The sequence below is a fragment of the Roseateles sp. P1_C6 genome (assembly GCF_056406315.1).
Window position 1 is genome coordinate 1 of the sequence record NZ_JBFUAK010000021.1, and the last position, 20,620, is coordinate 20,620.

Below are 20,620 nucleotides of genomic sequence, written 5' to 3' on the forward strand. Positions count from 1 at the left end.
GGCCTGGCCCAGTGGTCCTGGTTCAGGATGGCTCGCTCATGCCGCTGAGGGCAGGGGAGGACCTCTTGTCGGCGCTTCGATCCAGAGCCAGGTCGGTGCAATTGAACCTAGGAGCAGCGGCGATTGAGTTGCCTGCTGGCTGCGTTCTCATCACAGACGGAGGCGGGATGGAAGAGGCTCGCAATCACCTTGACCGGTTCCAAGCTGTAGTGGCTCTACAGGAACGCGGGCAGAAGCTTGAGTTGAAACTGGCTCCAGGCGCCTCCACATTCGTCGTTCAAAGCTTCGCCGGCTGAGGAGGTGTCCTCGAGGTGCAGGCGGCGTGGCTGGACTGGACAAGAGTCTTACTACGCAAATGGTCCAAGGCTTGTAGCTGAGCCAGAAAAGGCAACATGCCAACTCTTTCCAGGGGCGTCCGGTGGGCGCCCCTTGTCTTTAAGGCTAAATAACTGCCCCTACACAGGAAATCTCTTGAACCGGGGTCTGGTATGAAAGCCTCAAAAATCCTGTGTGCGCTTGGCGTGCTGGCCTTGGCGTTCCTGTCCGGGTGTCTAGTCAGCGACTACGCGACACGAACCGGATTTCCGTACAAGCTCTACATGCTTGAAGTCGCCTACGAGCCATCACCGGAAAGTGCCTGGCGCTGTGCTCGGATGGGCACAGCATATGGCGCTGATTTGTCGACATTCGACTTTAAGAAGCAGCAGCAGACCAACTGCGTGCTGCTGGTTTCCGCCGAGCGCAGGGAAGACGGCTCAGCAGATGTTCGTTTGGTCTCGTACACGTGGCAGGCAAAGCTGTTTGCGCATAGGGTGCCGACGCTGCATATTCCCGCAAGCAGGATAGTCTCTATGAAGGAGGCCAGCTAAGCTTATGGGGCGACCCTATCGAGCCACTGACCAGCTCTCTCGACTACCAGGGCAATTGTTCAGGCACTTATAGCCAATGGCCGTCGGCTGGATGGAGAAGTCGCCCGGCAGCCCGGCTGCTGGATTTGGTTTTCCCAACGTCACGTATAGGCCACCTTTAGCGTCTTCAGGAACCATCAGGCTTACTGACAAGCCGACCTCGGCGGACTTGTCAGCACCGTCGACCAGCAACTGAGAGGCTCCATGGTTGTAGCTGACGACGACGTTGGGCGATCCGTTGGACTCAAGAGCGATGCTGAGAGGGTCCGTGTCTTGGTGGACAGAACACGCGGTCAGCGCGGTGATGGTGAACGCAAGGATCGGGAGCTTTGCGGCGATCGCCATTTCTGAGGTAGGAAGTTCGAAGGGACGAATTGTCTTCACCGCACTTGCTCTTGAACCTCAAGACGGCGACGTTGATGTTTGAGGTTGCGCATTTCCGCACAGTTAGGGCGGGAGCAATCCATGCGGCGAGGCTTGGCGCTCAAGTGTGTAGTGCCTCCTCCTGGCCCGCGCGGGTCGTCGCCAATCCTTCCGCCTATGGGGCTCCACACGCAGATCCCTAGCACTTCGTGGATAGCCGTTCGGCCCGTGGGGGCTGGAAGCGGTGGCACCGTGTGCCAGCGTCTTCGTCCCAGTGACGCGCAGTCGATTTCTATGTCTGGCGCCTCGTGCCAGACTGCGAGGTGCTGGACGCTAGGGCGTTGCCGAGCAAGACACTAGAAAACCCGTCCGGCGCCACCATCTGGGCGCCCATGAACGCCCGCACCGACTTCCCTCTCGACGCCTACTCAGCCACCGTCGCCCATGTGGCGGAGACCGCAAGTGCGGCCGTCGCTCACATCAGGGTGCGCAAAAACGGGCGCGAGGCGGGAAGCGGCTCGGGGTTTCTCTTCACCCCCGACGGATTTGCACTGACCAATGCTCATGTCGTCGAAGGCGCGAATGAGCTTCGGGCTGCGTTCGCCGACGGAACCGAAGGTATCGCGCGGCTGGTCGGGCAGGACGCCTCCACAGACATCGCTGTGTTGAGGCTGGAGTCCCATCCGGCGGCCTTCCTGCCGCTCGGAAGCTCTTCCAACCTCAGGCCAGGTCAACTTGCCGTGGCGGTAGGCAATCCGCTGGGCTTCGACTTCACCGTCACTGCGGGCATCGTGAGTGCTCTGGGCCGAAGCCTGCCGGCGCGGGGTGGTCGGATGATTGAGGACGTTATCCAGACCGATGTGGCGCTCAACCCCGGCAATTCAGGTGGACCGCTGCTGGACGGTGCCGCGCACGTCATTGGTGTCAATACAGCCGTCATTCCCTCTGCCCAGGGTTTGAGCTTCGCCGTTGCGGTCGACACAGCCCGCTGGGTGGCAGGTGAGCTGATGCGCCATGGTGCCGTGAGGCGCGGGCGTCTTGGCGTGCAGTGCGCTGTGGTGGCTCTGCCGCGGCGCTGGGTGCGCGAAAACGATTGGCCCACAGCCACCGGCGTGCGCCTGATGGATGTGGGACCTGGATCCCCGGCGGCACAGGGCGGGCTACGTGAGGCCGACATCCTCATCGGCTGCGATGGCTTGCCCCTGGCGCAGCTGTCGGACCTGCTTAAGCGCCTGGCCGGTGAGGGATATGGCCGCCCCCTGTTGCTCAAGCTTTTGAGGCCGGTTGCAGGAACTCTCAAACCGATGGTGTTGGCTGTACAACCAGGTGGTTGAGTTCAGCCGTCTCGTAACGCAAGGCGCTATCTGCGCTGCTGTGGGGATGGTTGCCTGAACGCCGGTAAGGGGGAGTCAATGCTTCTGAGGCGGGCCAGCCCGCAGCTCTCTCAGAACTTCCTTGAGGATGTCCCACTTCCCGCGCATCTTCCATACGCGATACGTGTTCTCAATTTGGTGTGCGTCACCCTCTAGGGCGTGCCAGTGAACGCCGGTTCCCCATTTCTTCAGCGCTGCGTCCATGGTTGCCTTCGTCTTGGCGGCGCACCGGAAGCCTTGGACTGCTAGCACGCGAAGCACCTCAGCCCACTCGACCTCGTTCATGCACCATCGACCGTTCACGCTGGGGACGTCGAAGACCTCCTTCGCGGCCGGGTGCAATGCTGCGTTTTCCTTGAACGACCTAAGGTTCTCGTAGCTTTTCGAGGTGCCCATCTCCAGGTCGAAGACTCGATCCCGCATGCTCGAAGCGAATGGGAGCGGCTGTTCCGTTGGGGTGAGACTTCTCAAGTTGAGGTTCGTGGCAAAGATGATGTTCCCAGGCTTCAAGCCCGAGAAGGTCGCGTCGACCCGCGCGTTCGCAGGGGTCAGGCCCAGGCTGCCTTGTCTGGCGTGGCGATACACGCTAGTCCACATCCGGCGTGCGGAGGGGAAACAGGACAGCCAAAGTAGCCGTTCCTGAATGTGGCGGTCACCCCCATTCGACATTCCGCGCCTGCGTGGCAATACAACTCTAGGTTGGCCGTTGCCCAGGATAGGCATGAGGCCACGCTCGAGGCCAGCTGGGGAGAGGAGTAGGTCCCCAAAAATGGAAGGACGGCCCAACACCGTGGTCAGCAGAAGCGACGCCGGGATATGAATTTCCTGGCCACCGTGCACCAACGCATAGACGTGCTGACCGTCCACCGAAACGTCGTGCAGCCCGAGTGCATCCAAGTACGGACGCGCGTCAACGCGCTCCAAGCCAGCGAGGTCAACGTCTTCGATTCTTCCCAACTTCCGGCCGCGGTCCGGGAGCAAGAACCGTATCTCTCCAGGCCGCCCAATGCGGCGCTCGCCAGCCTTGTCCACCAGTATGGGCACGTGCCTGCCTTCAATTTCCTCGATGCGTTCTGTCCACTTCACTTGCGTACTCCATTTCTGAAGTACAGGCTCAGGTGTTTATCTTTCTCCTCCAATCGTTGGCGCAGATCTGTGACCTATTCGAAGACGTGTCTCCTCCTATAGGTGCGGCAGCAGCAACTGGCCGAGCAGCTGGGCGGCGTCCAGTTGCGCCTCCGGGAGGCCCCGTTTTAAGTCTGCGATTGCGCTGAGCACGGCCGTTTCCGCGCTGGCCGCCTCTCGGATGAACTCAAAGGTAAGGTGACCCGGCTTGCCAAGCAGCACGAGCGCGTCCGTGCAGCCGGCTTCTGCAACTCGGTCCAGGATGCCGTCGAGGTCGGCGTCCTCGGAAGGTAGCTCGCAATGGAGCGTGAAGTGGTATTCCGTGCCTAGCGAACCGAGGTGGACGTGCGGTCGCTGCGATAGAGCGTCTTGCCAGGCCGCAGGCGCTTGACTGTGACCGCTGAGCCTCTGAACTCACGCACAACGGCGCGCAGCTTGGGTAACTCGGCCATGCGGTGCCTGTAGGTGCTCCAGCAGCCGACTCCGCGTAGGAACTGCTCTGTCGTCAGTAGCCGACCATTGGCTAGGACTCGTTTGAGCTCCTTCCTTGCTTCACGGCTGTACAGGTCGTCCATCTGCCGCGCAGAGGAGGCGCCGGGGCCGCCACCGAAGTGGTCTATGGGCGGATTGCTCTGTTCGCGCAACCGGCCAAACAAGGCCTGAAGGACCGCATGCTTCGCTGGGACAAACGGCAGTGTGGTGCCGGGGCGCAGCATCAAACCGGCCCACAGAGCGCCTCTGGACCCTATCCGCATGCCAGCCTGACTCAGGAACCGCCTGGTGAATGTCGTGACAAGGGCGTTGGTCAGTGCCTGAAGGTTGACAGGCCTACTTGCCGACAGCCAGTCGCTGTCAATAGCCATCTGTCTGTAGGTCGCTGGTTCGACGTGCGCGCCGGGACTCCTTGGGCGCTGTAGCCATGCCACTGATATCCGCGCTACACGCTGCAAAGCGGTCGATGGCTCGCCTGTTCCAAGCCGGCGTCCTCTGCACTCGTGAGGTAGGCGCCTGTCATGGCCGTGCGAACTGATCGGCAGCTCGGACGCATGGAGGAAGGTTTGATGCAGCATGCAGATCAGCACGCCTGGAAGGTTGTGTGAGCGATGCCAATAGGACTCGCGCCAGCGATGAAACTCTTCCGCTGCGCAAAGCTTGCAGTACCGGCGAAACACAAGACCAAACGAGACGTTTTGCGTCACGGCACCCAGGCCTCTCGTGCGCGTTGTGTCTCCATAGACATTCGAGATCGCGCGGTCGTAGAAGCGCGCCTGCATCGTTGCGGTGGCGTACGGGAAGGGCGAGTGGTTCCAGAGGAGGTCGTCTGGCGACATCGCGAACAGCTTTGCAAGCTCCCGCAGCGGAGATGCACCGAGGAAAGACGGATGCCACCCGTCCCTCCCAAGGTGAACCCACCCAAGCCGGCCAATGGGCACGTTGAACTGGCGACTGCAGCGAAAGACCGCGCTGCAAGCCAGTTCGTCCTCGTAGGGGCGGCGAGCGGGCAGCATCAGTCGTCGAGCGCGGCGCCGAGGTCTCCTACCGGGGCGATGCTTGGGGGCGAGGGCACCTCGCTTGGCAACTTGTTGCGAGGCGTCCGCGGTTTCTTGGCCTTGGGGCCGGTCTGAACTTCGACAGGCTCGCCAGCCGCGTCAGCTGGCAACTCGAGCTCGTCGTCTTCGTCTTCCGGCTCGTCCCCGGGTGTGTCGACGAGGCCCTCCTGCGCTTGCTGACGGTCGAAAGTCATCTCGTGAGGGTCAATGCGGAGATAGGCAGCCAGGTCGGCGGCCTGTCCAGTGCGGTCGTAGTCCATGTCGCACATTGCGCGCGTCAACTCGGTAAGGGCCCCGAGCTCTTCCTGCGCAACCGCGTGGACAAGCTCCTCCGTCAACAGCTCTTCACCGCCATTGCGGATAGCGCGCAGCTGCAAGTCATGGAAGAGTTTGACGATGACATCGGAGATACCCTGGGTGTAGTAATAGAAGGTGTTGCGTATCCCGCGCGTGAGCTCGAACGGCGTTTTAGTCCACTGGTAGTCCCAAAGCAAGTTCAGGAAGACATCGAATTCGCCCATGAGCTCTTCGCCATCTGCTCCGGTCGTCGGCAAGGAGAGCGGCTTCCACGTCCGCATCCCACGGCCCACCATCCGGCGGAGCATGCTCATGCGCGAGCCGAGGATGTCCCTGAGCTCCGGTGTTCCGCACATGAGCATCGGAATCCCGGACTCATTGGTTCCAGTCAGCAGCAGGGTGGTCAAGGGAGTCTGGCCGCGCACGGGCTTGCTCGGCACGCGGCTCGACGGGGTCCGGTATTCCTTGTTCTGGCTTTCGTCGACAAGCAGCACGCCAACGTAGTGGGTCTGCATTAGCTGAATGGCGTCCATGAACAGAACCTCTGCGTTTTCGCGCCCGCTCAGGTACGTCTGGTAGTAGTTGCCTTGCGGAAATACCTTATCAATTGCTCTGATGATGGCGTGCGCGAGTGTGTTCACGCTTACGCCTTTGTAGGGCATCTCGATAAGCAGCGCCGGGATTTGGTAGATGTTGAGTTCTGGGTGATAGATGACCCGGCGGTACGGAGCGCTGACTCGCTTTAGTGCTTTGCTCTTGCCGATACCGGGGATACCGATGAGGGCTGCGGTGAACTCAGAGCTGATATCAGCGTCGTCCATCTCGAAGAACTCACCGCTCTCCTGGCGCTCGTAGAGCTGCTGTCGCTTGGCGTGGTCCTCTACAGAGAAGGGCGCGCGACTGACATACCCCTCACAAATCATGTAGTGCAGCATCTCCATTAGCTCGACCACGCGGGGGAAGGCAATGTAGAAGTCGCGCTGCAGTTCCTGGAGGCGCGCAATCTTCATTGCCCGGTCTAGCTTGCGCTCGGTCTTGGCATAGGCGGGGAGCTTTGTCAGGCGGCTTTGCAGCTCGAGGTGGTCGGGAAGCGGACGTAGCGCACGGATGAGTGGGTTGCTGTTGTAGCGCACGATGGGGTGGTCGAAGTAGTGCGCCGTGAAGACAGGCTGCTCGCGGCGGCTGCCGCCAGGGTGAGGTTTGACTTTCATAATTACTTTCGAAGGTTCAGGAGGGCCTGCAGGCCTTGGTTGCTGGCGGAAGCCGAGCTTGATTTGATGGACGGGGAAATGGGGCTGCGCGGGCCATCCGGCCCCGCGGGGCGAGAGGGCGCGGCCATCAGAGCGTCGTCAGCGGTAGACGCAAGGACCTTGGTCTGCATGCGCGCCTGCTTCGCCTGGGCTTCACGCTTCTCGACCGCGCCGTTGGTCCGCGATTTGTGACCGGCCTTATAGACAGCGGCCTGCGTGAGCTTGCGAGCCGCTTTCTCTCGAGCGATGGACTCTTCGTCGGCGTGAATCTCCAGCGCGAGGTTGTGTTCGGCAGCCAGGTCCTGCAGCGTGAGAAGTGCATCCTTGACGTGCTCGAGCTCGGCGAAGGACTTTCCCACGTGAATCAAGCTGCCATCTGACAAAGTCATCGTGGTCCACTTGGATGGGTCCTTGCGGTCATGGACGTAGATGCGGTCCACCAGGTTACGATGGAACGACGCCCGGACTTTGTAGACTTCGCGAGCTGCAGGTAGCAGCCACTTCGTCTTTTGCGACTTCTCTGGAACCCAGAGCAGGCCCTTATAGAAGACACCCGAACTGGTGACCGTGAACTTGTCGTCGCTTGGGAGCAGCTTGAAGCGAAGGTCCTCAGGGTCGAATCGCGTGAGCATCCCGGCGCGTTCTTCGTAGTCCCGCTGCCATAGGCGTGTCGGGATTGGCTGCTCACCCTTGTAGACGTCCGCTGCGGGCAACTCGATGCCGGTGTGAACCTTGTGGTTGTTAAGTCGTACGCCGGAAAGCAGCTCTTGCGCAGCCTCCTTCAATGTGCGCGTCGCTTCGCCTTTGTAGTCGTCCGTCTGGCGCTTTCCTTGGTCGGCCGAGGGCGTGTGTCCGCCAGCGTGGTCCTTAAGAGGAATCTGAACCACCTTGAAACTGCATTCGACGGAGCCCTTCAGAGCCGCCCTCCGCGAAGGAAGGTTTTGGACTGCGGTCTCTACACCGTCGGCTACGGCGTCGCTGTCGTAGCCAAGCATCTCCGTGCCGCGGTCGGCACGGAAGGCTTGGGGCCATGAGCCGTGCGCAACCCAATCCTCGGGGCGGTACTCCCAACCCCATCGTTTACAGAGTTCCTCTTTGTCCTCAACGAGCGACATCATTGCTTCCATCGCACCAGACCACGACGGCGCGTCAAGGGTCAGGTGGAAGCCGACGATGAGGCGGCTGAAAACATCAACGATGAGGTACAGGGTTGCCTTGCCAATTACGACCGACCGGTCGTCGTCAGCGCAAATCCAAATGTCAGGGATGGTCGAGTCAATCTCAAAGTACTGGCCAATGCCGTTGGCATAGTCGCGAGCTGAACCGGTCTTTGGCTTGACGTTGTTCTCGAAGTTGTCGTCGCCGAGCTTGCGGCGCAAGACGGTCTCAAGAGTCAGGTGTTTGTCCAGCAGGTACAGCACCTGCGCGCGGGTGGGACGCTCGCCCAACGGGCGCTGGACCTTTTTTCCTTTCGCGTCTTTGACGCTGAAGTGAGTTGCCACAACACGGCGGTAGACGAAGTGGCGGGTATTGGTCTTCCTTTTCTTGAAAAAACGCTTGGCCGTTGCCAGGACCTTCTTCTTTTGCGCCTCGTCCTTCCACTGGAACTTCTCGTAGCGAGAGTTGCGAGGGTCGCGGCCGCGCGCGGCCTGCTGCGAGGCAGCGTCAGAGTTCTTCGGTGTCCCGCAGCTGGCGTAGCTGCCGAGAAGCGCATCCTTAGTCATGCCTCCGCGCCAATACAGGCGCAGGCACGTCATGATGGTCTGCTTCGACGCGCCGGTTTCCTTGGCACGCTGCTCGACCAGCGGGCCACGCTTCTTCCTGAAGTAGACGTCCGAGTTTTGGACCAGTGGCTTGATGAGTCCCCAGCGCCATTCAAGCAGAGTTTCTGCCGGCGACTTTTTTCGCTCTGAACCTTCGGCCGAGTCGTCCTTGACCCGTACGTGGACCTTGCGGCCGCGCGAGGGCAGCCTGACATAGGTTCCATCATCGAGCCCATCGTCAAGTTCGTGGAACTTCCATTGATTTGGAAGCGCCTTCGGCTCGTCCATGCCGAACACGTGCGCGATCTTCTTCCCGCGGACGACCGTGACGTCGAGCAGGCGGAATGTTCCGCCGCTGGCGGACCGGAAGAGGTCGCCTTTGGCAATCTCAGCCACGGGCGCGCCTCGATGCGACGTGCAAGCGCTTTGCGGCGGCGTGCAGCGACGAATTCAGCCCATGCTTCTCTGCCGAGCCCCTAAAGGACTCCAGCCCGAAGAATGTCTCTGGATACGAGGTCATGCGCGGCTCACCCCGCTCGCGGTCTAGCGCCGCGGTACTGGCACAACGCATGGCGGCGAAGGACTGAAGAGGGGCGTGGCCACGGCGCCCTTTTGACTCCGCAAGGGTGATAGCTCCGGTATTCAGCGCCTCGCGAAAGCCATGACCGGGGATGGCCAGCAGTGGCTTGTCGTGCGTCGCTGCTTCGGCCAGGTAGACGACAAAAGCCTGCGCGACTGGACACCGGGCGCCACTTAAATTCAAAGTGGCGACGACACGGTAATAGCGGCGGGAATGGAAGTCGTAAACGTGCATGTAATGGGTCCTCAGGCGGGTGTGAGTTCACGCTTGGGGGCGAGCTGCGGAACTGCCTTAACGGTCAGCGCATGAAGAGGCGTCTGCTCCGGCGCCGGAGCGACGAGTTCGAACTCGACCAAGTGCTGCCACATCAGCAGCTTCATGCAGCGCAGGCCCAAGCCCACCGGCAGGCCGTGGTGCTTGTCGAACCAGCCGCAGTAGCGGTTCAGCGGCTGTGAAGCAAACTCGGGCTCGCTGCGGTGACGCAAGAGGTGGCGGTGCATGCGCATGGGCCACATGTCGAAGGCACCCTTGACCGGCTCAAGTTCTCCCGATTTCACCGTTGCCATACGCACCCACAGGATGTTCTTGACGACCTGCCGCGGGGTCTGTTCTTCGGTGACGACCAGGTGAGGCAGGCGCAGACGCTCGCAGGTAGCGCGAACGATGTTCAGCTTTTCCAACGTGCGTTGTCCGGTGAGGGCGTCAGAAGTCTTGCAGTCGATAGCCTTGCGAGTGACGCGTTTGCCCTTGCGAAGCGTCAGCACGCCGTCGACGGTCATCACCACCGGGATGCGAGTCCCGAGGTAGACGGGGTGCCGGTAGCCGAGCCTGGCCGCTCCCCATTGAGTCCAGTTGCGCTCCAGTGGCCACTGCTCCCAGTAGTCGACAAAGTCCTCTCGAAACTCAGCGATGAGGAAGGTGTCGCGTTCGATGTTCGACAGGAACTGCATCGTGCGGCCTGTCTTGGGGCTCCACATGCGGGTCGACACGCCCCGGGACGAGAGGTCGCGGACCCCAATCCATGGGATGTAGCTCGATAGCTCGCCCTGACCGTAGCCCTTGCGGATGCGGGTGGAAATCTTGCGGAGCGTCCAGGCTCCCTTGATGCGCTTTTTCATTGGCGCTTCATCCAGACGTTCAGCTGGGTGCTGTCGACTTCGAACACCTGGCCGGGACCCGCTCCAGGCCGGAAAGCAGGCATGGCCGGCCCGTTTCCGATGTGAAGCGCGGCAATATGGTTGGTGTGGCGGTCAAGTGCGACGGTCAGGTGCGGCCGCATGGGAGTCCGGCTTGTCGAGTTGGGGTTGTCCTGTCGGTTGGTCATGTTTCGCTCTCTAAAATCACAGGTAAGACGCGGCCTTACGGCCCTGGTCCTGAAGCGCGCTTCAGGTGCTTGGGTCGTCTAGCTTGGGTTGTTTAGATCTACAGCGGAGTGGGGACGAAGACGTCGCCGCCAAAGCTACTTTTGTCTCAAATTCGGTACTAAAGTCTTGCGTGGCGAGACTCTAGGATTTTTTGGCGACTTGCGCAAGTCGCTTGCGGAGCCTTGCTTTGAACGTTGATTGGGCGGATGCAGCGTCTCGTTTGTTGAAGGCCGAAATCGCCCGGGAAGGGGTGACGCTTGCGCAGTTGGCCAAGCGGATGCAGGCACTCGGACTTCAGGAGACCGAGGCCTCGCTGAAGAACAAGCTTTATCGCGGCACGTTTGCGATGATGTTTTTTATGCAAGCGATGCGAGCCTTGGGGCGTTCAACCGTGGATGTCGCTTCTGTTGTTCCCGACACGGTTCCGAAGGGAAGTGACCTGGACTCGTCGGCGCGTTAACACGGCATAAAAATGCCGGCGGGTGGTGCTGCAGCTTGGACGGCACCGGGAGGACCTTCATGGCGAGTTCCACAGCAGCGGCAAAGGCTCCGGTCGGCGCAAAGCTTGTCTGCCCGACTTGCATTGGTGACATCTACCTTGCCGCCGCGGTGGACGTGCCCGCTGGCCCGCGCAGATGCAGCTTCTGCGGAAGCATCGAGTTGGTCGCCGACCTCGTCGTTGTTGCAGCGCTTGCCGACAAGGCGCTCTCTTTGGTCGCACGCCAGGTTGTTCGCCGGCCTGGTGAGAACATCGGCAGCAAGTTCAGCTCTTACAACCGAGCAAGAACCTTGGAGGGGCTCGTTGAAGCCAACCTTCGAAACGCGCACGACGGAGTCGCCGGCGCAATCAACAAGAAGTTGCTCGCGTTCGGCGCTCTTCGTCGAGCGAAGGGGGCGGACCATGCATGGTCCAGCACGAATCGCTATTCGGCGGTGAGCCTTGCTCTTCCTCTTGCTACGGTGGAGGAGGAGTGGCAAAAATACCGTGAAGTGGTGGCTTCAGGCGGGCGGTTTTTCAACAAAAGGGCGCGAGAGTTCCTTGATGAGTTGTTCGATTCTCTCGACCGGCTCGACATGGAGGGGCGAGGGCCTAACGACCTTCAGCGCATCGGCGAAGTTTTCCGGGCTCGTCTTGCCACTAGTCAGGTTGAAGTAGACGCAATGTGTAAGGCGCCGGCACAACAGCTCTTTGCCCCGCCGCCCGAGCGAGCCAAGACCGGCCGGATGAACCCGGAACGGGTCGCCGCGTTTTACGGAGCCTTTGATGAGGCGACTGCGATTGCCGAGCTGCGACCCAGCATTGGCTCGATGGTTGTCGTCGGCAAGTTCTCGATTGCCAAGTCGATCCGACTCTTGAACATGCCGGCGTTGAGCTTCGCGAGTAGGGCGTCTATCAGTATCTGGGACCCTAGGTTCAAGCGCCGGCGCGCGATGAGAGCGCTTCTACATAGCCTTCAGGAGCGCGTGGGGCGTCCGGTGGTGCCAGGTGCGGAACATGAGTACTTGGCCACTCAGTTCCTAGCGGAGTATTTGTCCGTCCACAAGAACATCCAGGCGGTCGTCTTCGATTCAGTGCAGAACGCAGGTGGCAAGAACATCGTGATGTTCTCTAGCCTGCTGGGGACCTTTGATGCGCTGCAGCGGGCCTACACAGAGTCTCCAATCGAGTTCATCGACGGCTCAGTGCGCGTTCATGCTGTCAAAGAGGTGAGCTACAGGACTGAGCCAGCAGACCGGCAGCAGACCACACTTTGGGACGACGTGGAGAGCGAAAAAGCCACGACGACAGGTTCGTCCTAGCCATCCTCCCACGTCAGCCGTCTACTTCTTCTCGGCGACGCAAGCGGGCATCGCCGCCGTATCCCACTTTGCGGCCAACGCAAGCCCTTTCAGAGTCTTAGATGGGGTGGGCCAGCAGTTGGCCTCAATGTCAAACTTGAACTTGCCAGGGTTCTTTATCTCCACGGCCTGGAGGAATCGCTCTGCTTCCGACCTTGAGCGTGCCAGCGCGAATACGTATTGCTCCTCTAGCGTCCCTTTTGCGTAAACCTTTGGCGCACCGTCGCCGAACGCATCCCATAACCCTGCTTCGACGGCCATGAACGGGTCGCCGCGTTGTTCGTGCGTATAGGGGCCTGACAGCAACAGAAAGGGCGCCGTCGGCGGAGAATTGGGAGCAATCTTGACCCCAGGGAAGTCCGCAGCAGATTGGGCTAATGCCTGAGGAATAAAAGTGCCAGTGGCCATCAAGAAGGCCGCAGACATGTAGTCCCGAATGCAGTTTCCCCAGCGCATGGAATAGCTCCTTGGTCATGATCATGCACGAATGGAGCGTCATGGCATAGCAGGCAACGGGAGGCGGGCGACAACCTCTTTGACCTTGCCGCGGCGGCTCGACTCCGACGCGATGCTCCTGTTCACTTCGACTGCCTCGATGTGCCAACCTCGATAGAGGTTTCTGACTTCGTCAGTGTCATGGTTTGAAATTAGCACGTGCGCGCCGCGACTGACGGCCATGATGGCGCTATCAATCAAGTCCTCGTGCTCTCGACGTCCAAACGCCTGCGCGGTGTAGCCAGTGAAGCTGGTACCGTCGGCGCTGTCCAGGTAAGGCGGGTCACAGTAGACGACGTCGCCGACTCCAGCGTGCTCCATCGCTGCGGCGAAGCCACCGTTTAGCACCAGGCACCGGTCGAGCTTTCTTGATGCTGCTTCGACTTGCTCCCAAGGGAACGTCGGCAGCTTGGCAGGGTGCCCGTAGGGCGTGTTGAAGACACCCGAGCGATTGACGCGAAACAGCCCATTGAACCCAAACTTGTTCAGATAGGGGAGTCGCACGGCGCGCTCGAATCGGTCGACCAGGGTATTGAACTCGTCCCGAACCTGTAGGTAGGCCTCTTGCGTGTGGTATGCCTCCGTGAAGAATGCTGCAGCGCGCTCGGCGAACTCCCGCGGCCGGAGCTTCACAGCGACCCACATCGCAACGAGGTCGCTGTTGGCGTCGTTGATGAGGTAGTAGTCGTAGTCGGCCCCTAGAAAGACCGAGCCGGCTCCGACGAATGGCTCGATGAGGCGGCGACCGGGTGGAAGCAGGGGCAGCAGCTGCGGCAGGAGGCGCTGTTTGCCCCCGGACCATTTCAAGAACGGCTTGGAAGCTGGGTTGGCTGAGGCTGGGGAGAGAGCGGGGGTGAAGGTTGGATGGGTTTGCATCCAACCTGAAGCGAGCTCGGTTTAGCCACCGCTGCCTGGTGGGCGAACTCAATCCAGTGGGCAAAAAGAAGGGCGGTCGAACGGACCGCCCTCTTGAATTCAATGCGAATGTCCTAGCTGCCACGGCCAGCGGTTGCGTCCCGGCACGCCCTGCGCGTTGACGTCGCTGTCAGCCATCGACGCCTAGCCGCTCGATGTCGATGCAAGACTTTCCGAGCGCGACCCAGTCGACCCCTGTATCAGGCTGCAGTTCTCGTTTAGTCTCGGCGTCGAGTACGGTGAACCTGAAGCTCTCGACCCAGTTCACTACGAACGTCGAGTGAAAGGCGCCAAGAGCGCATGCAGCGGCCATGTCATCCTCAAGCTCGAACGGCACCTCCGCACCATAGAAGCAGGCCACTCCTTCGTCGTCGCAAGCATCTCCTGAGAAGAGCTTGTCTACCTTGATAAGCAAAGAGCGCGTGTCACTGACGGCCGCCTCTGGGGCGGGCAGCCCGAGGTCGAGTGAGTACTGCATTCATTCCTCGAAGCGCGCTACCCAGCTTTTGTGGGCACGGTATGCCCGTGCCTGCTCCAACTCCTCAGCGGAAAGTGGTGTCAAGGACTTGCACAGCATGGGCGTCTCGACAATCGCGAGATACATCGGTCGCTTGATGCCAAGTTGGTTTCGCAGCACCTCTTCGAGGCGGCTCTCCTTCATCAGCTTGAGCAGCTCTCCAGCAAGGAGGTCGCTGTCGAGCTCGTTGTCCTTCGCGCTACGCGCGTCAAGAAGTTCCAGGTCTGCTTGGAGCGTGGTGGCGAGGCTGCCTCGCCCGCTGCGAATTCGCATTTGTCGAAAAGGCGCCGCCTCCCAGCTGGCGATGGCATCCCAAACGCACGGGTCTGCTGGGTTCAGCAGGTAGATGAACGTGCGCTCGTCGTCATCGGAAACTTCGTCTTCGTTACCCGACGATGAGTACAAGGTGACAGCATGCCCAATGACCGCGAGGCAAGCGATGTCGCCTAAGTGAAACTCGCGAATCTTGGCTCCAGTAAGGAGTGGCTGGCTTTCGCTCGCCCCCCAGCAGTCCTCGAGTATCCAGATTGGACCGGTGACGTCGGGCTCAAGGCCCTCGTCTTGAGAAAGCCAGGCCCGCATTGGCATTGACGGCAGCTTTTGGCCGTTGAGAAGGTCGTTGATGTTCATTTGGTTCCTCTATCGGGACGAGGGCGTCTCGTCGCTCAAGGCGTATAGGGAACCGATGTTTATCCGCCTTGGGCGGGCCAGACGTCCGTGGCGTCAGAAGCAAGCGTCTCCCGGCTATCCCTCCGAAAAAGCAGAAAGTTGACGAAGTAGGTCGTCTAGCTGTTCCGTCAGAGGGCGATGCCGTAGGTCTGGCGTGCCCAACACGTGCCGCGTTCCCTCGACGAAGAGGTAGGCCAGCCAATAGGTCGGCTCGCCGGGCCTGCCGTACGAGAACACCGTCATTCGGCCAACCCGCCGGTGGTCCAGCAGGGAAGCTAACGCTTCAACCTGGGCTTTCAGCTCAGGCGGCATCTGCAGGTCCAGCTCCATCGCGCCTCCGGCTGCTAGCGCTGGCCGGTAGACAGAAGGGCCGCCGCCCGGACGCGCTCTGCCCAGTCAATCCAATCCTGTTGCGACGCTATGAAGTCCAGGCTGGTCGGCTCGTAGTAGTTCCGCGCGCCAAGGTCGGCCAGGTTTTGGTCAGCCCTGCTCAACGACAGCCGGTCGGCACCCTCACGAGCTAGGTCAGCGCTGGGGTGGTCATCGGAAGTTGCTTGCGATTCCCCATTCACGGCTGAAAGCAACGCGAAGTACCCGGCCTGAAAGGCCAAATGGGTGGGGTCCGCGGCCGAGCCGACGTTCTGTTCACCTCGCGCCTGACTCATGTAGTCGTCACTGGCGCGCTGCATAGCCCTCCGTCGTTCCGTTGCGTCTGGAATAAACATGGGGTCCTTCATTTGGTATGGACAACAACATCACTCGGCCCATGAAAGACCTGCAAGCCCTCCAACGTCATCTGGGCAGCCTTTTCGTCACCGCAGCGTTCCTTGATGATTTCAGCGGCGGCCTCTCTGCCAACATCTCCATGACCGTAGGCATGGCGTCTGCGCGGGTGAAGCTGTGCTCTGTGCCGTTTGGTGCCCACTCGGCATTTCCGCTTTCGGCAGTCCTGGGCGCGGCGCAGGACATCTGCACGCGGAGCGTAATTGCCGACGAGGCCGACCTTGAAGACATGCTTGATGCGGTCAAGAGGCAGTTCGACATCGTCGACGAGTGCGATGAACGCGATGCAGAGGTGGCACTCGACAACCTGGAGCACGTATTCGAGCTGGCCGCCTGGGCCGCGCGAGAGACGTGGAGCGAGGTAGCGGCGGGATTCCCCGTCAGTGGAGGCGACTTTGTCGCCTGGAAGGACGAGCTGGGACGACTTCGCGACGGCGGCCGAACCCGGGTCATTTCGAGCCTTCAGGAACTGCCCGGTATCGAGTAGGGAGCGATGGCACTTCACCTTCACGCGAGTTGCTCGCGGTCCGCAAAAACCATCACGAGCTGGCCGTCACGCCACCCGAGCGACGACGTCTCGTAGTTTCCAGAGCGATGCCGATGCATGAGGTGGATGAACAGCGTCTTTCCGGCCACCAGTTGCTCGGCAATACCCAGCTGGTCCTGTGCGGGGAGGGCACTGACGTAGTGCCCGGAGTGAGGTCCAGCCATCAGCTTGCCGTAGCTCTGCAGGAGAGACCATGCACGCGCCCCCAGCAAGCTCTCGGCTTGCGCGCGAAAGTGCATGTGTTGCTGGAAGTCGCCGAGGCTGCTGTCGACCATTGCTTGGCCATGTGGCAAATGGGGTAGTGGCAACCACTCTTGATCGTCACGCGCCTGCGGTCAAGGAACTCGCCTGATACCCGAGTACTGCGCACAGGTAGGTATATGCGCACATTTTGAGAAGGGCCCTGCGAGGCGCCACACTAGAGCGGTGAAGCGTCCTTGAGAGGCTCTTGACCGAGCACTTTGCGCTTTTCAAACTGGTTCGACCGAAATTGGAGCAAACCTTGACCAACCCGTCTACGCCGACGAATGAGCCCCGGGCCCTCGACCACACTATTGGCGCCGTTGAGGTCGTCGCAACGCCCGGTCTCGACATCGCACGGCTTTGGGACCGCTCTGACAACCGACTACTTGAATGGCTTGGGCAAGGACCTGGTGGTGGGAGCGGAGCATGTCGGATCGCGGCAGTTCTCCCTTCACAAGAGGTGACGGCCGAAGACCATATGGTCTTTCAGATGTTCGGGATACAGCCAGTCGTGGTGCCAGAAGAGATGGCGTCGGCCCCTTCCGGGGCTGTCGAGACCTACCTCTTGGCCGAATTGAACGAATAAGACGTTTCGTAGTGGCGCGCCCTGAACGCAGGAGGGCATGAAGAGTGTCCGCCAGAAGCCTGCCGGGAGCTCTTAGCGAGGCGCTAGTGGTGGAGTTGCCTTCCTTCTTGGTGTGACAAGGGCTTCGGTCTCGCACGTTACGGGCAAGTACTCATCCTCCCAGGTCCATCCAGCAGAAGTGCAGCGCTCAACGACCGCGTTCGACGCTGCTGCCTTCACGGTGAATCGCACGACCATTGGTCGGTTGCCGCAGGACCAGTTGAAGAAGATGCCGGGGCCGCTGACCGGCAGACGCTTTGTGCCAACCGACAAGCTGTCGACGCTTGCAAAGCCAGCACCCTTGCACTCGCCGTTGGACGGCTCGAATATCCGGAGTGATGCTTTAACGTGCCGCCCGGCAGCTTGCACGACAGAGCTCGAGGTCCGACCGCAAGGGGAGTGAAGTCTTCCGGCGCCGAAGTGGCGAACGCGATGACTCCGTTGGCCTCAACCATGCCGACGATCTCGAAGACTGCGTGCTCTTGGTTGCAACGGGACGCGACACCGAACTGAATGGCGTCGGCGAGAGCTGACCCGGCCGACAGTAGCGTAGCTAAACCAGACAGATATAGCTTGGCAGGATCACTCTTGAGCATGTGGCATGAACCAAGTGTGCGGCTTGCACCGTCGTGATGGTTCCATCGTCAGTCATAGGGTGGCGCGTGCCGTTTCCCCAAATCCTGCTTCCAAAGAGCCGGTTGTACTCAACGACGAACAGCGTCCGCTGCTCCCAGGTCTGGAAGCAACCGTAGTGCATCGCCGCGTCCGAGTACTTCCAGAGCGGATGGCCAGGCGATTCGATGAAATGCGTCGTTGAGACCAACTCCTGGCCCTCGTCGATGGTCTTGCGACAGAGCGGACACCTCGAGCTGCCGAGAATCACCAATGCCATCGCTCGGCCCCCCGCCTATGCAGTCCGACGCCAGATGGCGACGTAGTCTTTGCTTCCATTCACCGCGCGCGAATAGACCCACGGAGGCGTCACCTTCTCGTGAGGCAATGCCCAGATTGGCTTGCCGGAGTGGACGTGCTCGTTGCCAATCGAAATGTATTCATCGCAGGCTGCAATGATGGCGGCCTCGTCTACGCCGGTAGCGCTGCCACCAGCGTCGAGCCGCGCTGGATCAAGCCTATGGGTCACCCAACAGGAGATGATCACGTTTGGACGGTACTTCGCGACTGCCTCATGGGCGTCCAGCTTCTCGACGTTGTCGCCATAGGGGACGGTTGGCTGGCCGATCAACCGGTAGTGCTCTTTGATAGCAGGTTCCTCCGGCTGTCGGTTGTCGGTCGCGGGGATGCCCAGAGCCTTCGCGAGCAATCCATGCCCCGAGCCGATTTCTATGGCCGCGCGTCCGTTGATGCGCTCAAAAAGGAACTGACAGAGTTCCTCGGTTGGGAAGCCGTAGTAGCCGTACTGCACTCCGAAGAGCAGGCGTTCTTCTGGAGAGGTTTGCGCGAGGTCGGCTGCCGACACGATGCGCAGCTGCCCGCTATCGTCGAGAAGCAGTTTCGAGATATCGCGCACGGCGGCTGGACTGACCAAGTAGGCTTCCATACCCGCGATTCTGCCGTCTGCAGTTCGTCGTTCGCAGCTTCTCGGTGTGCCATGCGGTAAGGCGTCCGAGTCTTTGGTGAGCCGTCCCATGGCAAGGTGTAACTCAACCGATGCGCTCTCAACCCAACATTCTGAGACTCGCTTCTGTCGTTAGACTCGCTCTGCAAACTTCTGGAGCTACTGCATGGCTAAGTCCCTCGCGAAAATCAATGAACAGATCGCCAGGCTGCAACGAGAGGCTGACTCGATTCAGTCGACGGTGATTGCGCGAATCAAAAGAGAGATCGCGCAGCATGGTTTGACGGCAGGTCATCTTTTCGACGGAGCTGCGACCTCTTCAGAGCAAAGCGTTGGCACGGCAGCAACGAAGTCCACGAAGGCTCCTAAGGCGATCTCGGGGAAGAAGGCAGGCGCAAAGCCAGCCAAATACGGTGACGAGCAGGGCAATTCTTGGGGCGGCATGGGCAAGCGTCCGCAGTGGATTCACGCTGCATTGGCGGCGGGCCGCTCGCTCGATGAGTTCCTCCTTGGTAGCAAGAAATCTTCACCGAGGTCGACGGTCGCTCAGCCTGAAGCCGCCGCGAAGCCTGTCGAGAAAACTCGCGCTAAGCCCGCTAAGAATGCCGCCGTCAAAGTGGCCTTGAAGACGTCTGCAAAGAGCGCGCCGGCTGCAGCAGCCAAGCGAGCGGCCACGAAGACTGCTAAGAAAGCGGCAGCAAAGAAGGTTGTTGCCAAGAACACGCGTCCAGTCAAAGCAGCTGCGGTAGCTGCGACGAAGGCACCTGCAAAGAAGCGCGCTGCTGCTAAGAAGGTGGCCAAGCCCGCTAAGAAGGTTGCCGCTAAGAAGGCCGCAAAGGTCGATGTGGCAGCGCCGGCTGCTGCCGCCGATTAAGCCAGCGAGTAACTGGCCTCGGTCGCGAGGGGCAGGGACTCAAGGCGGAATACCAGAGAACCTCACAGCGCGCTCTCGCGCCCGAGGACGCCCTTGTTGGGCTTCCTTTTGATCGCGGCCGACGGGTCGCAACATTCTGCGCGCGGGCTTCAAAGCTGCCCGCTAGGGGCCGCTGCCATTGGTGCGTCGAACAAGCACTGGCTGCTACAGCACCTCAGGAGACGTGGAAATCGTTGAGAACAGTGACCTGACCTCCTCGTCAGAGAAATCTGGGGCTGGGCTTGCCACCTTGACACTGCTGTAGCTCTCTGGCGCTCTAGCTTCCTCTCGCTCTTGAAGGTCAGCATGGAGTAGATCAATTCTCGTCTTCTGATTCTCTGTCAGCGCGATGCTGAATCGCTCCGCTAGTACCTCGACTTCCTGGCGAAGCTGATTTAATTCAGACGTCGACTCCACCTCCCTCAAGTCGTCGTCGAAGGAGTCCGCCAGCCACTCTTGAAGCGAGTCGCGGCCCGCTGAAGCTGCGAGTTCTGGCTGGCCGCCATCCTGTTCGATTGCTCGCACAAGCTCCTGTATGTCGCTGGGGCGCAGGTACCTCGCCTCCTGTCGTAGAAGCTCTGCGGTGAGCTGGGGAACCTCGTCAAGACTAGGGATCCGCTCTCTTTGCTCTGTGCGCATCCGAAATGCGTGTTCTAAAGCATGACGAAACTCAGTTTTGAACCGCCCCGGCAATCGCGGAGGCCTATTGGTTTAAGTCAGACGGTCGCGGCCTGACCAGCGCGTTGTCGATGGTAGTTGGCCTCGAACTCGGCCGGCGGGATGTAGCCCAGCGGCTCCATCAATCGGTGGTGGTTGAACCAGGCCACCCATTCCAGCGTGGCCAGCTCCACCGCCTGCTTGGTCTTCCACGGCCCGCGCCGATGGATCACCTCGGCCTTGTAGAGGCCGTTGATGGTCTCGGCCA

The 20,620-nt window shown here is 60.5% G+C and carries 25 protein-coding genes; 6 read left to right on the forward strand and 19 right to left on the reverse strand.

Features of this window, described 5'->3' with window-relative positions:
* The first annotated feature begins 488 nt into the window (after positions 1-488).
* Positions 489-869 carry a hypothetical protein gene (locus AC1D29_RS29070; protein WP_477904178.1) on the forward strand — a complete coding sequence of 127 codons (381 nt, stop codon included), beginning with the start codon at positions 489-491 and terminating at the stop codon, positions 867-869.
* Between the two features lie 15 nt (positions 870-884).
* On the opposite strand, the gene AC1D29_RS29075 is transcribed toward AC1D29_RS29070, so the two are convergent.
* On the reverse strand, positions 885-1,292 hold the full coding sequence (locus AC1D29_RS29075) for a hypothetical protein (protein ID WP_477904180.1): 408 nt from the start codon (positions 1,290-1,292) through the stop codon (positions 885-887).
* Between the two features lie 371 nt (positions 1,293-1,663).
* Here AC1D29_RS29075 and AC1D29_RS29080 point away from each other — a divergent pair, with 371 nt between their 5' ends.
* A complete protein-coding gene (locus AC1D29_RS29080) occupies positions 1,664-2,605 on the forward strand; it encodes a S1C family serine protease (protein WP_477904182.1) in 942 nt (313 codons plus the stop codon).
* Positions 2,606-2,680: 75 nt separating this feature from the next.
* On the opposite strand, the gene AC1D29_RS29085 is transcribed toward AC1D29_RS29080, so the two are convergent.
* From AC1D29_RS29085 to AC1D29_RS29120, 8 genes are all read right to left on the reverse strand, one after another.
* A complete protein-coding gene (locus AC1D29_RS29085) occupies positions 2,681-3,730 on the reverse strand; it encodes a hypothetical protein (RefSeq protein ID WP_477904184.1) in 1,050 nt (349 codons plus the stop codon).
* 96 nt (positions 3,731-3,826) lie between these two features.
* Positions 3,827-3,991, reverse strand: a complete 165-nt coding sequence (locus tag AC1D29_RS29090) for a hypothetical protein (RefSeq protein ID WP_477904186.1) — start codon at positions 3,989-3,991, stop codon at positions 3,827-3,829.
* Positions 3,992-4,095: 104 nt separating this feature from the next.
* Positions 4,096-5,277: a TniQ family protein gene (locus tag AC1D29_RS29095; protein ID WP_477904188.1), complete on the reverse strand. Its 1,182-nt coding sequence runs from the start codon at positions 5,275-5,277 to the stop codon at positions 4,096-4,098.
* On the reverse strand, positions 5,277-6,827 hold the full coding sequence (locus AC1D29_RS29100; protein ID WP_477904189.1) for an ATP-binding protein: 1,551 nt from the start codon (positions 6,825-6,827) through the stop codon (positions 5,277-5,279). Before AC1D29_RS29100 ends, AC1D29_RS29095 begins: the two co-directional genes overlap by 1 nt.
* A 2-nt stretch (positions 6,828-6,829) precedes the next feature.
* Positions 6,830-9,025: a hypothetical protein gene (locus AC1D29_RS29105; protein WP_477904190.1), complete on the reverse strand. Its 2,196-nt coding sequence runs from the start codon at positions 9,023-9,025 to the stop codon at positions 6,830-6,832.
* Positions 9,018-9,443 (reverse strand): hypothetical protein, encoded by a 426-nt coding sequence (locus tag AC1D29_RS29110; protein WP_477904192.1) that lies wholly within the window; start codon positions 9,441-9,443, stop codon positions 9,018-9,020. Before AC1D29_RS29110 ends, AC1D29_RS29105 begins: the two co-directional genes overlap by 8 nt.
* A gap of 11 nt (positions 9,444-9,454) precedes the next feature.
* A complete protein-coding gene (locus tag AC1D29_RS29115) occupies positions 9,455-10,327 on the reverse strand; it encodes a TnsA endonuclease N-terminal domain-containing protein (RefSeq protein WP_477904194.1) in 873 nt (290 codons plus the stop codon).
* The gene (locus tag AC1D29_RS29120; protein ID WP_477904196.1) at positions 10,324-10,533 is read right to left on the reverse strand and encodes a hypothetical protein; all 210 of its coding nucleotides are present in this window, start codon (positions 10,531-10,533) and stop codon (positions 10,324-10,326) included. Before AC1D29_RS29120 ends, AC1D29_RS29115 begins: the two co-directional genes overlap by 4 nt.
* A gap of 227 nt (positions 10,534-10,760) precedes the next feature.
* On the opposite strand from AC1D29_RS29120, the gene AC1D29_RS29125 reads away from it, so the two are divergent.
* Positions 10,761-11,033, forward strand: coding sequence for a DUF6471 domain-containing protein (locus AC1D29_RS29125; protein ID WP_477904198.1), 273 nt, complete (start codon positions 10,761-10,763; stop codon positions 11,031-11,033).
* A 59-nt stretch (positions 11,034-11,092) separates the two neighbouring features.
* Positions 11,093-12,373, forward strand: a complete 1,281-nt coding sequence (locus AC1D29_RS29130; RefSeq protein WP_477904200.1) for an RES family NAD+ phosphorylase — start codon at positions 11,093-11,095, stop codon at positions 12,371-12,373.
* A gap of 21 nt (positions 12,374-12,394) precedes the next feature.
* Here the strand turns inward: AC1D29_RS29130 and AC1D29_RS29135 are convergent, their stop codons facing one another.
* The 6 genes from AC1D29_RS29135 to AC1D29_RS29160 form a co-directional block, all read right to left on the reverse strand.
* Entirely contained in the window at positions 12,395-12,868 is a 474-nt protein-coding gene (locus AC1D29_RS29135) for a hypothetical protein (protein ID WP_477904202.1), read from the reverse strand.
* 39 nt (positions 12,869-12,907) lie between these two features.
* Positions 12,908-13,783 carry a Dam family site-specific DNA-(adenine-N6)-methyltransferase gene (locus AC1D29_RS29140; protein ID WP_477904204.1) on the reverse strand — a complete coding sequence of 292 codons (876 nt, stop codon included), beginning with the start codon at positions 13,781-13,783 and terminating at the stop codon, positions 12,908-12,910.
* A 169-nt stretch (positions 13,784-13,952) separates the two neighbouring features.
* Complete coding sequence (locus tag AC1D29_RS29145) at positions 13,953-14,300, reverse strand: hypothetical protein (protein WP_477904206.1); 348 nt, start codon at positions 14,298-14,300, stop codon at positions 13,953-13,955.
* Positions 14,301-14,969, reverse strand: a complete 669-nt coding sequence (locus AC1D29_RS29150; protein ID WP_477904208.1) for a hypothetical protein — start codon at positions 14,967-14,969, stop codon at positions 14,301-14,303. It lies immediately after the preceding gene.
* 114 nt (positions 14,970-15,083) lie between these two features.
* Positions 15,084-15,338, reverse strand: a complete 255-nt coding sequence (locus AC1D29_RS29155; RefSeq protein WP_477904209.1) for a hypothetical protein — start codon at positions 15,336-15,338, stop codon at positions 15,084-15,086.
* A 14-nt stretch (positions 15,339-15,352) separates the two neighbouring features.
* Positions 15,353-15,733, reverse strand: a complete 381-nt coding sequence (locus AC1D29_RS29160) for a hypothetical protein (protein ID WP_477904211.1) — start codon at positions 15,731-15,733, stop codon at positions 15,353-15,355.
* Positions 15,734-15,774: 41 nt separating this feature from the next.
* Here AC1D29_RS29160 and AC1D29_RS29165 point away from each other — a divergent pair, with 41 nt between their 5' ends.
* Positions 15,775-16,278, forward strand: a complete 504-nt coding sequence (locus AC1D29_RS29165; RefSeq protein ID WP_477904213.1) for a hypothetical protein — start codon at positions 15,775-15,777, stop codon at positions 16,276-16,278.
* A 20-nt stretch (positions 16,279-16,298) separates the two neighbouring features.
* Here AC1D29_RS29165 and AC1D29_RS29170 read toward each other — a convergent pair whose 3' ends face one another.
* Positions 16,299-16,613, reverse strand: coding sequence for a hypothetical protein (locus AC1D29_RS29170; RefSeq protein ID WP_477904215.1), 315 nt, complete (start codon positions 16,611-16,613; stop codon positions 16,299-16,301).
* Between the two features lie 1,500 nt (positions 16,614-18,113).
* On the reverse strand, positions 18,114-18,764 hold the full coding sequence (locus tag AC1D29_RS29175; RefSeq protein WP_477904217.1) for a hypothetical protein: 651 nt from the start codon (positions 18,762-18,764) through the stop codon (positions 18,114-18,116).
* 184 nt (positions 18,765-18,948) lie between these two features.
* On the opposite strand from AC1D29_RS29175, the gene AC1D29_RS29180 reads away from it, so the two are divergent.
* Positions 18,949-19,656 (forward strand): H-NS histone family protein, encoded by a 708-nt coding sequence (locus AC1D29_RS29180; protein ID WP_477904219.1) that lies wholly within the window; start codon positions 18,949-18,951, stop codon positions 19,654-19,656.
* Positions 19,657-19,860: 204 nt separating this feature from the next.
* Here the strand turns inward: AC1D29_RS29180 and AC1D29_RS29185 are convergent, their stop codons facing one another.
* The gene (locus AC1D29_RS29185; RefSeq protein ID WP_477904221.1) at positions 19,861-20,334 is read right to left on the reverse strand and encodes a hypothetical protein; all 474 of its coding nucleotides are present in this window, start codon (positions 20,332-20,334) and stop codon (positions 19,861-19,863) included.
* 77 nt (positions 20,335-20,411) lie between these two features.
* Positions 20,412-20,620: IS3 family transposase (locus tag AC1D29_RS29190; protein ID WP_477895183.1), on the reverse strand; the 209-nt coding region annotated here is incomplete at its 5' end.

Bases quoted from the DNA above. Each gene is read 5' to 3' on its own strand.
- AC1D29_RS29070 (WP_477904178.1), top strand. From the start codon at position 489: ATGAAAGCCTCAAAAATCCTGTGTGCGCTTGGCGTGCTGGCCTTGGCG.
- AC1D29_RS29080 (WP_477904182.1), top strand. From the start codon at position 1,664: ATGAACGCCCGCACCGACTTCCCTCTCGACGCCTACTCAGCCACCGTC.
- AC1D29_RS29095 (WP_477904188.1), bottom strand. From the start codon at position 5,277: ATGCTGCCCGCTCGCCGCCCCTACGAGGACGAACTGGCTTGCAGCGCG.
- AC1D29_RS29100 (WP_477904189.1), bottom strand. From the start codon at position 6,827: ATGAAAGTCAAACCTCACCCTGGCGGCAGCCGCCGCGAGCAGCCTGTC.
- AC1D29_RS29110 (WP_477904192.1), bottom strand. From the start codon at position 9,443: ATGCACGTTTACGACTTCCATTCCCGCCGCTATTACCGTGTCGTCGCC.
- AC1D29_RS29115 (WP_477904194.1), bottom strand. From the start codon at position 10,327: ATGAAAAAGCGCATCAAGGGAGCCTGGACGCTCCGCAAGATTTCCACC.
- AC1D29_RS29120 (WP_477904196.1), bottom strand. From the start codon at position 10,533: ATGACCAACCGACAGGACAACCCCAACTCGACAAGCCGGACTCCCATG.
- AC1D29_RS29130 (WP_477904200.1), top strand. From the start codon at position 11,093: ATGGCGAGTTCCACAGCAGCGGCAAAGGCTCCGGTCGGCGCAAAGCTT.
- AC1D29_RS29135 (WP_477904202.1), bottom strand. From the start codon at position 12,868: ATGCGCTGGGGAAACTGCATTCGGGACTACATGTCTGCGGCCTTCTTG.
- AC1D29_RS29140 (WP_477904204.1), bottom strand. From the start codon at position 13,783: ATGCAAACCCATCCAACCTTCACCCCCGCTCTCTCCCCAGCCTCAGCC.
- AC1D29_RS29145 (WP_477904206.1), bottom strand. From the start codon at position 14,300: ATGCAGTACTCACTCGACCTCGGGCTGCCCGCCCCAGAGGCGGCCGTC.
- AC1D29_RS29150 (WP_477904208.1), bottom strand. From the start codon at position 14,969: ATGAACATCAACGACCTTCTCAACGGCCAAAAGCTGCCGTCAATGCCA.
- AC1D29_RS29155 (WP_477904209.1), bottom strand. From the start codon at position 15,338: ATGGAGCTGGACCTGCAGATGCCGCCTGAGCTGAAAGCCCAGGTTGAA.
- AC1D29_RS29160 (WP_477904211.1), bottom strand. From the start codon at position 15,733: ATGTTTATTCCAGACGCAACGGAACGACGGAGGGCTATGCAGCGCGCC.
- AC1D29_RS29165 (WP_477904213.1), top strand. From the start codon at position 15,775: ATGAAAGACCTGCAAGCCCTCCAACGTCATCTGGGCAGCCTTTTCGTC.
- AC1D29_RS29170 (WP_477904215.1), bottom strand. From the start codon at position 16,613: ATGGTCGACAGCAGCCTCGGCGACTTCCAGCAACACATGCACTTTCGC.
- AC1D29_RS29175 (WP_477904217.1), bottom strand. From the start codon at position 18,764: ATGGAAGCCTACTTGGTCAGTCCAGCCGCCGTGCGCGATATCTCGAAA.
- AC1D29_RS29180 (WP_477904219.1), top strand. From the start codon at position 18,949: ATGGCTAAGTCCCTCGCGAAAATCAATGAACAGATCGCCAGGCTGCAA.
- AC1D29_RS29185 (WP_477904221.1), bottom strand. From the start codon at position 20,334: ATGCGCACAGAGCAAAGAGAGCGGATCCCTAGTCTTGACGAGGTTCCC.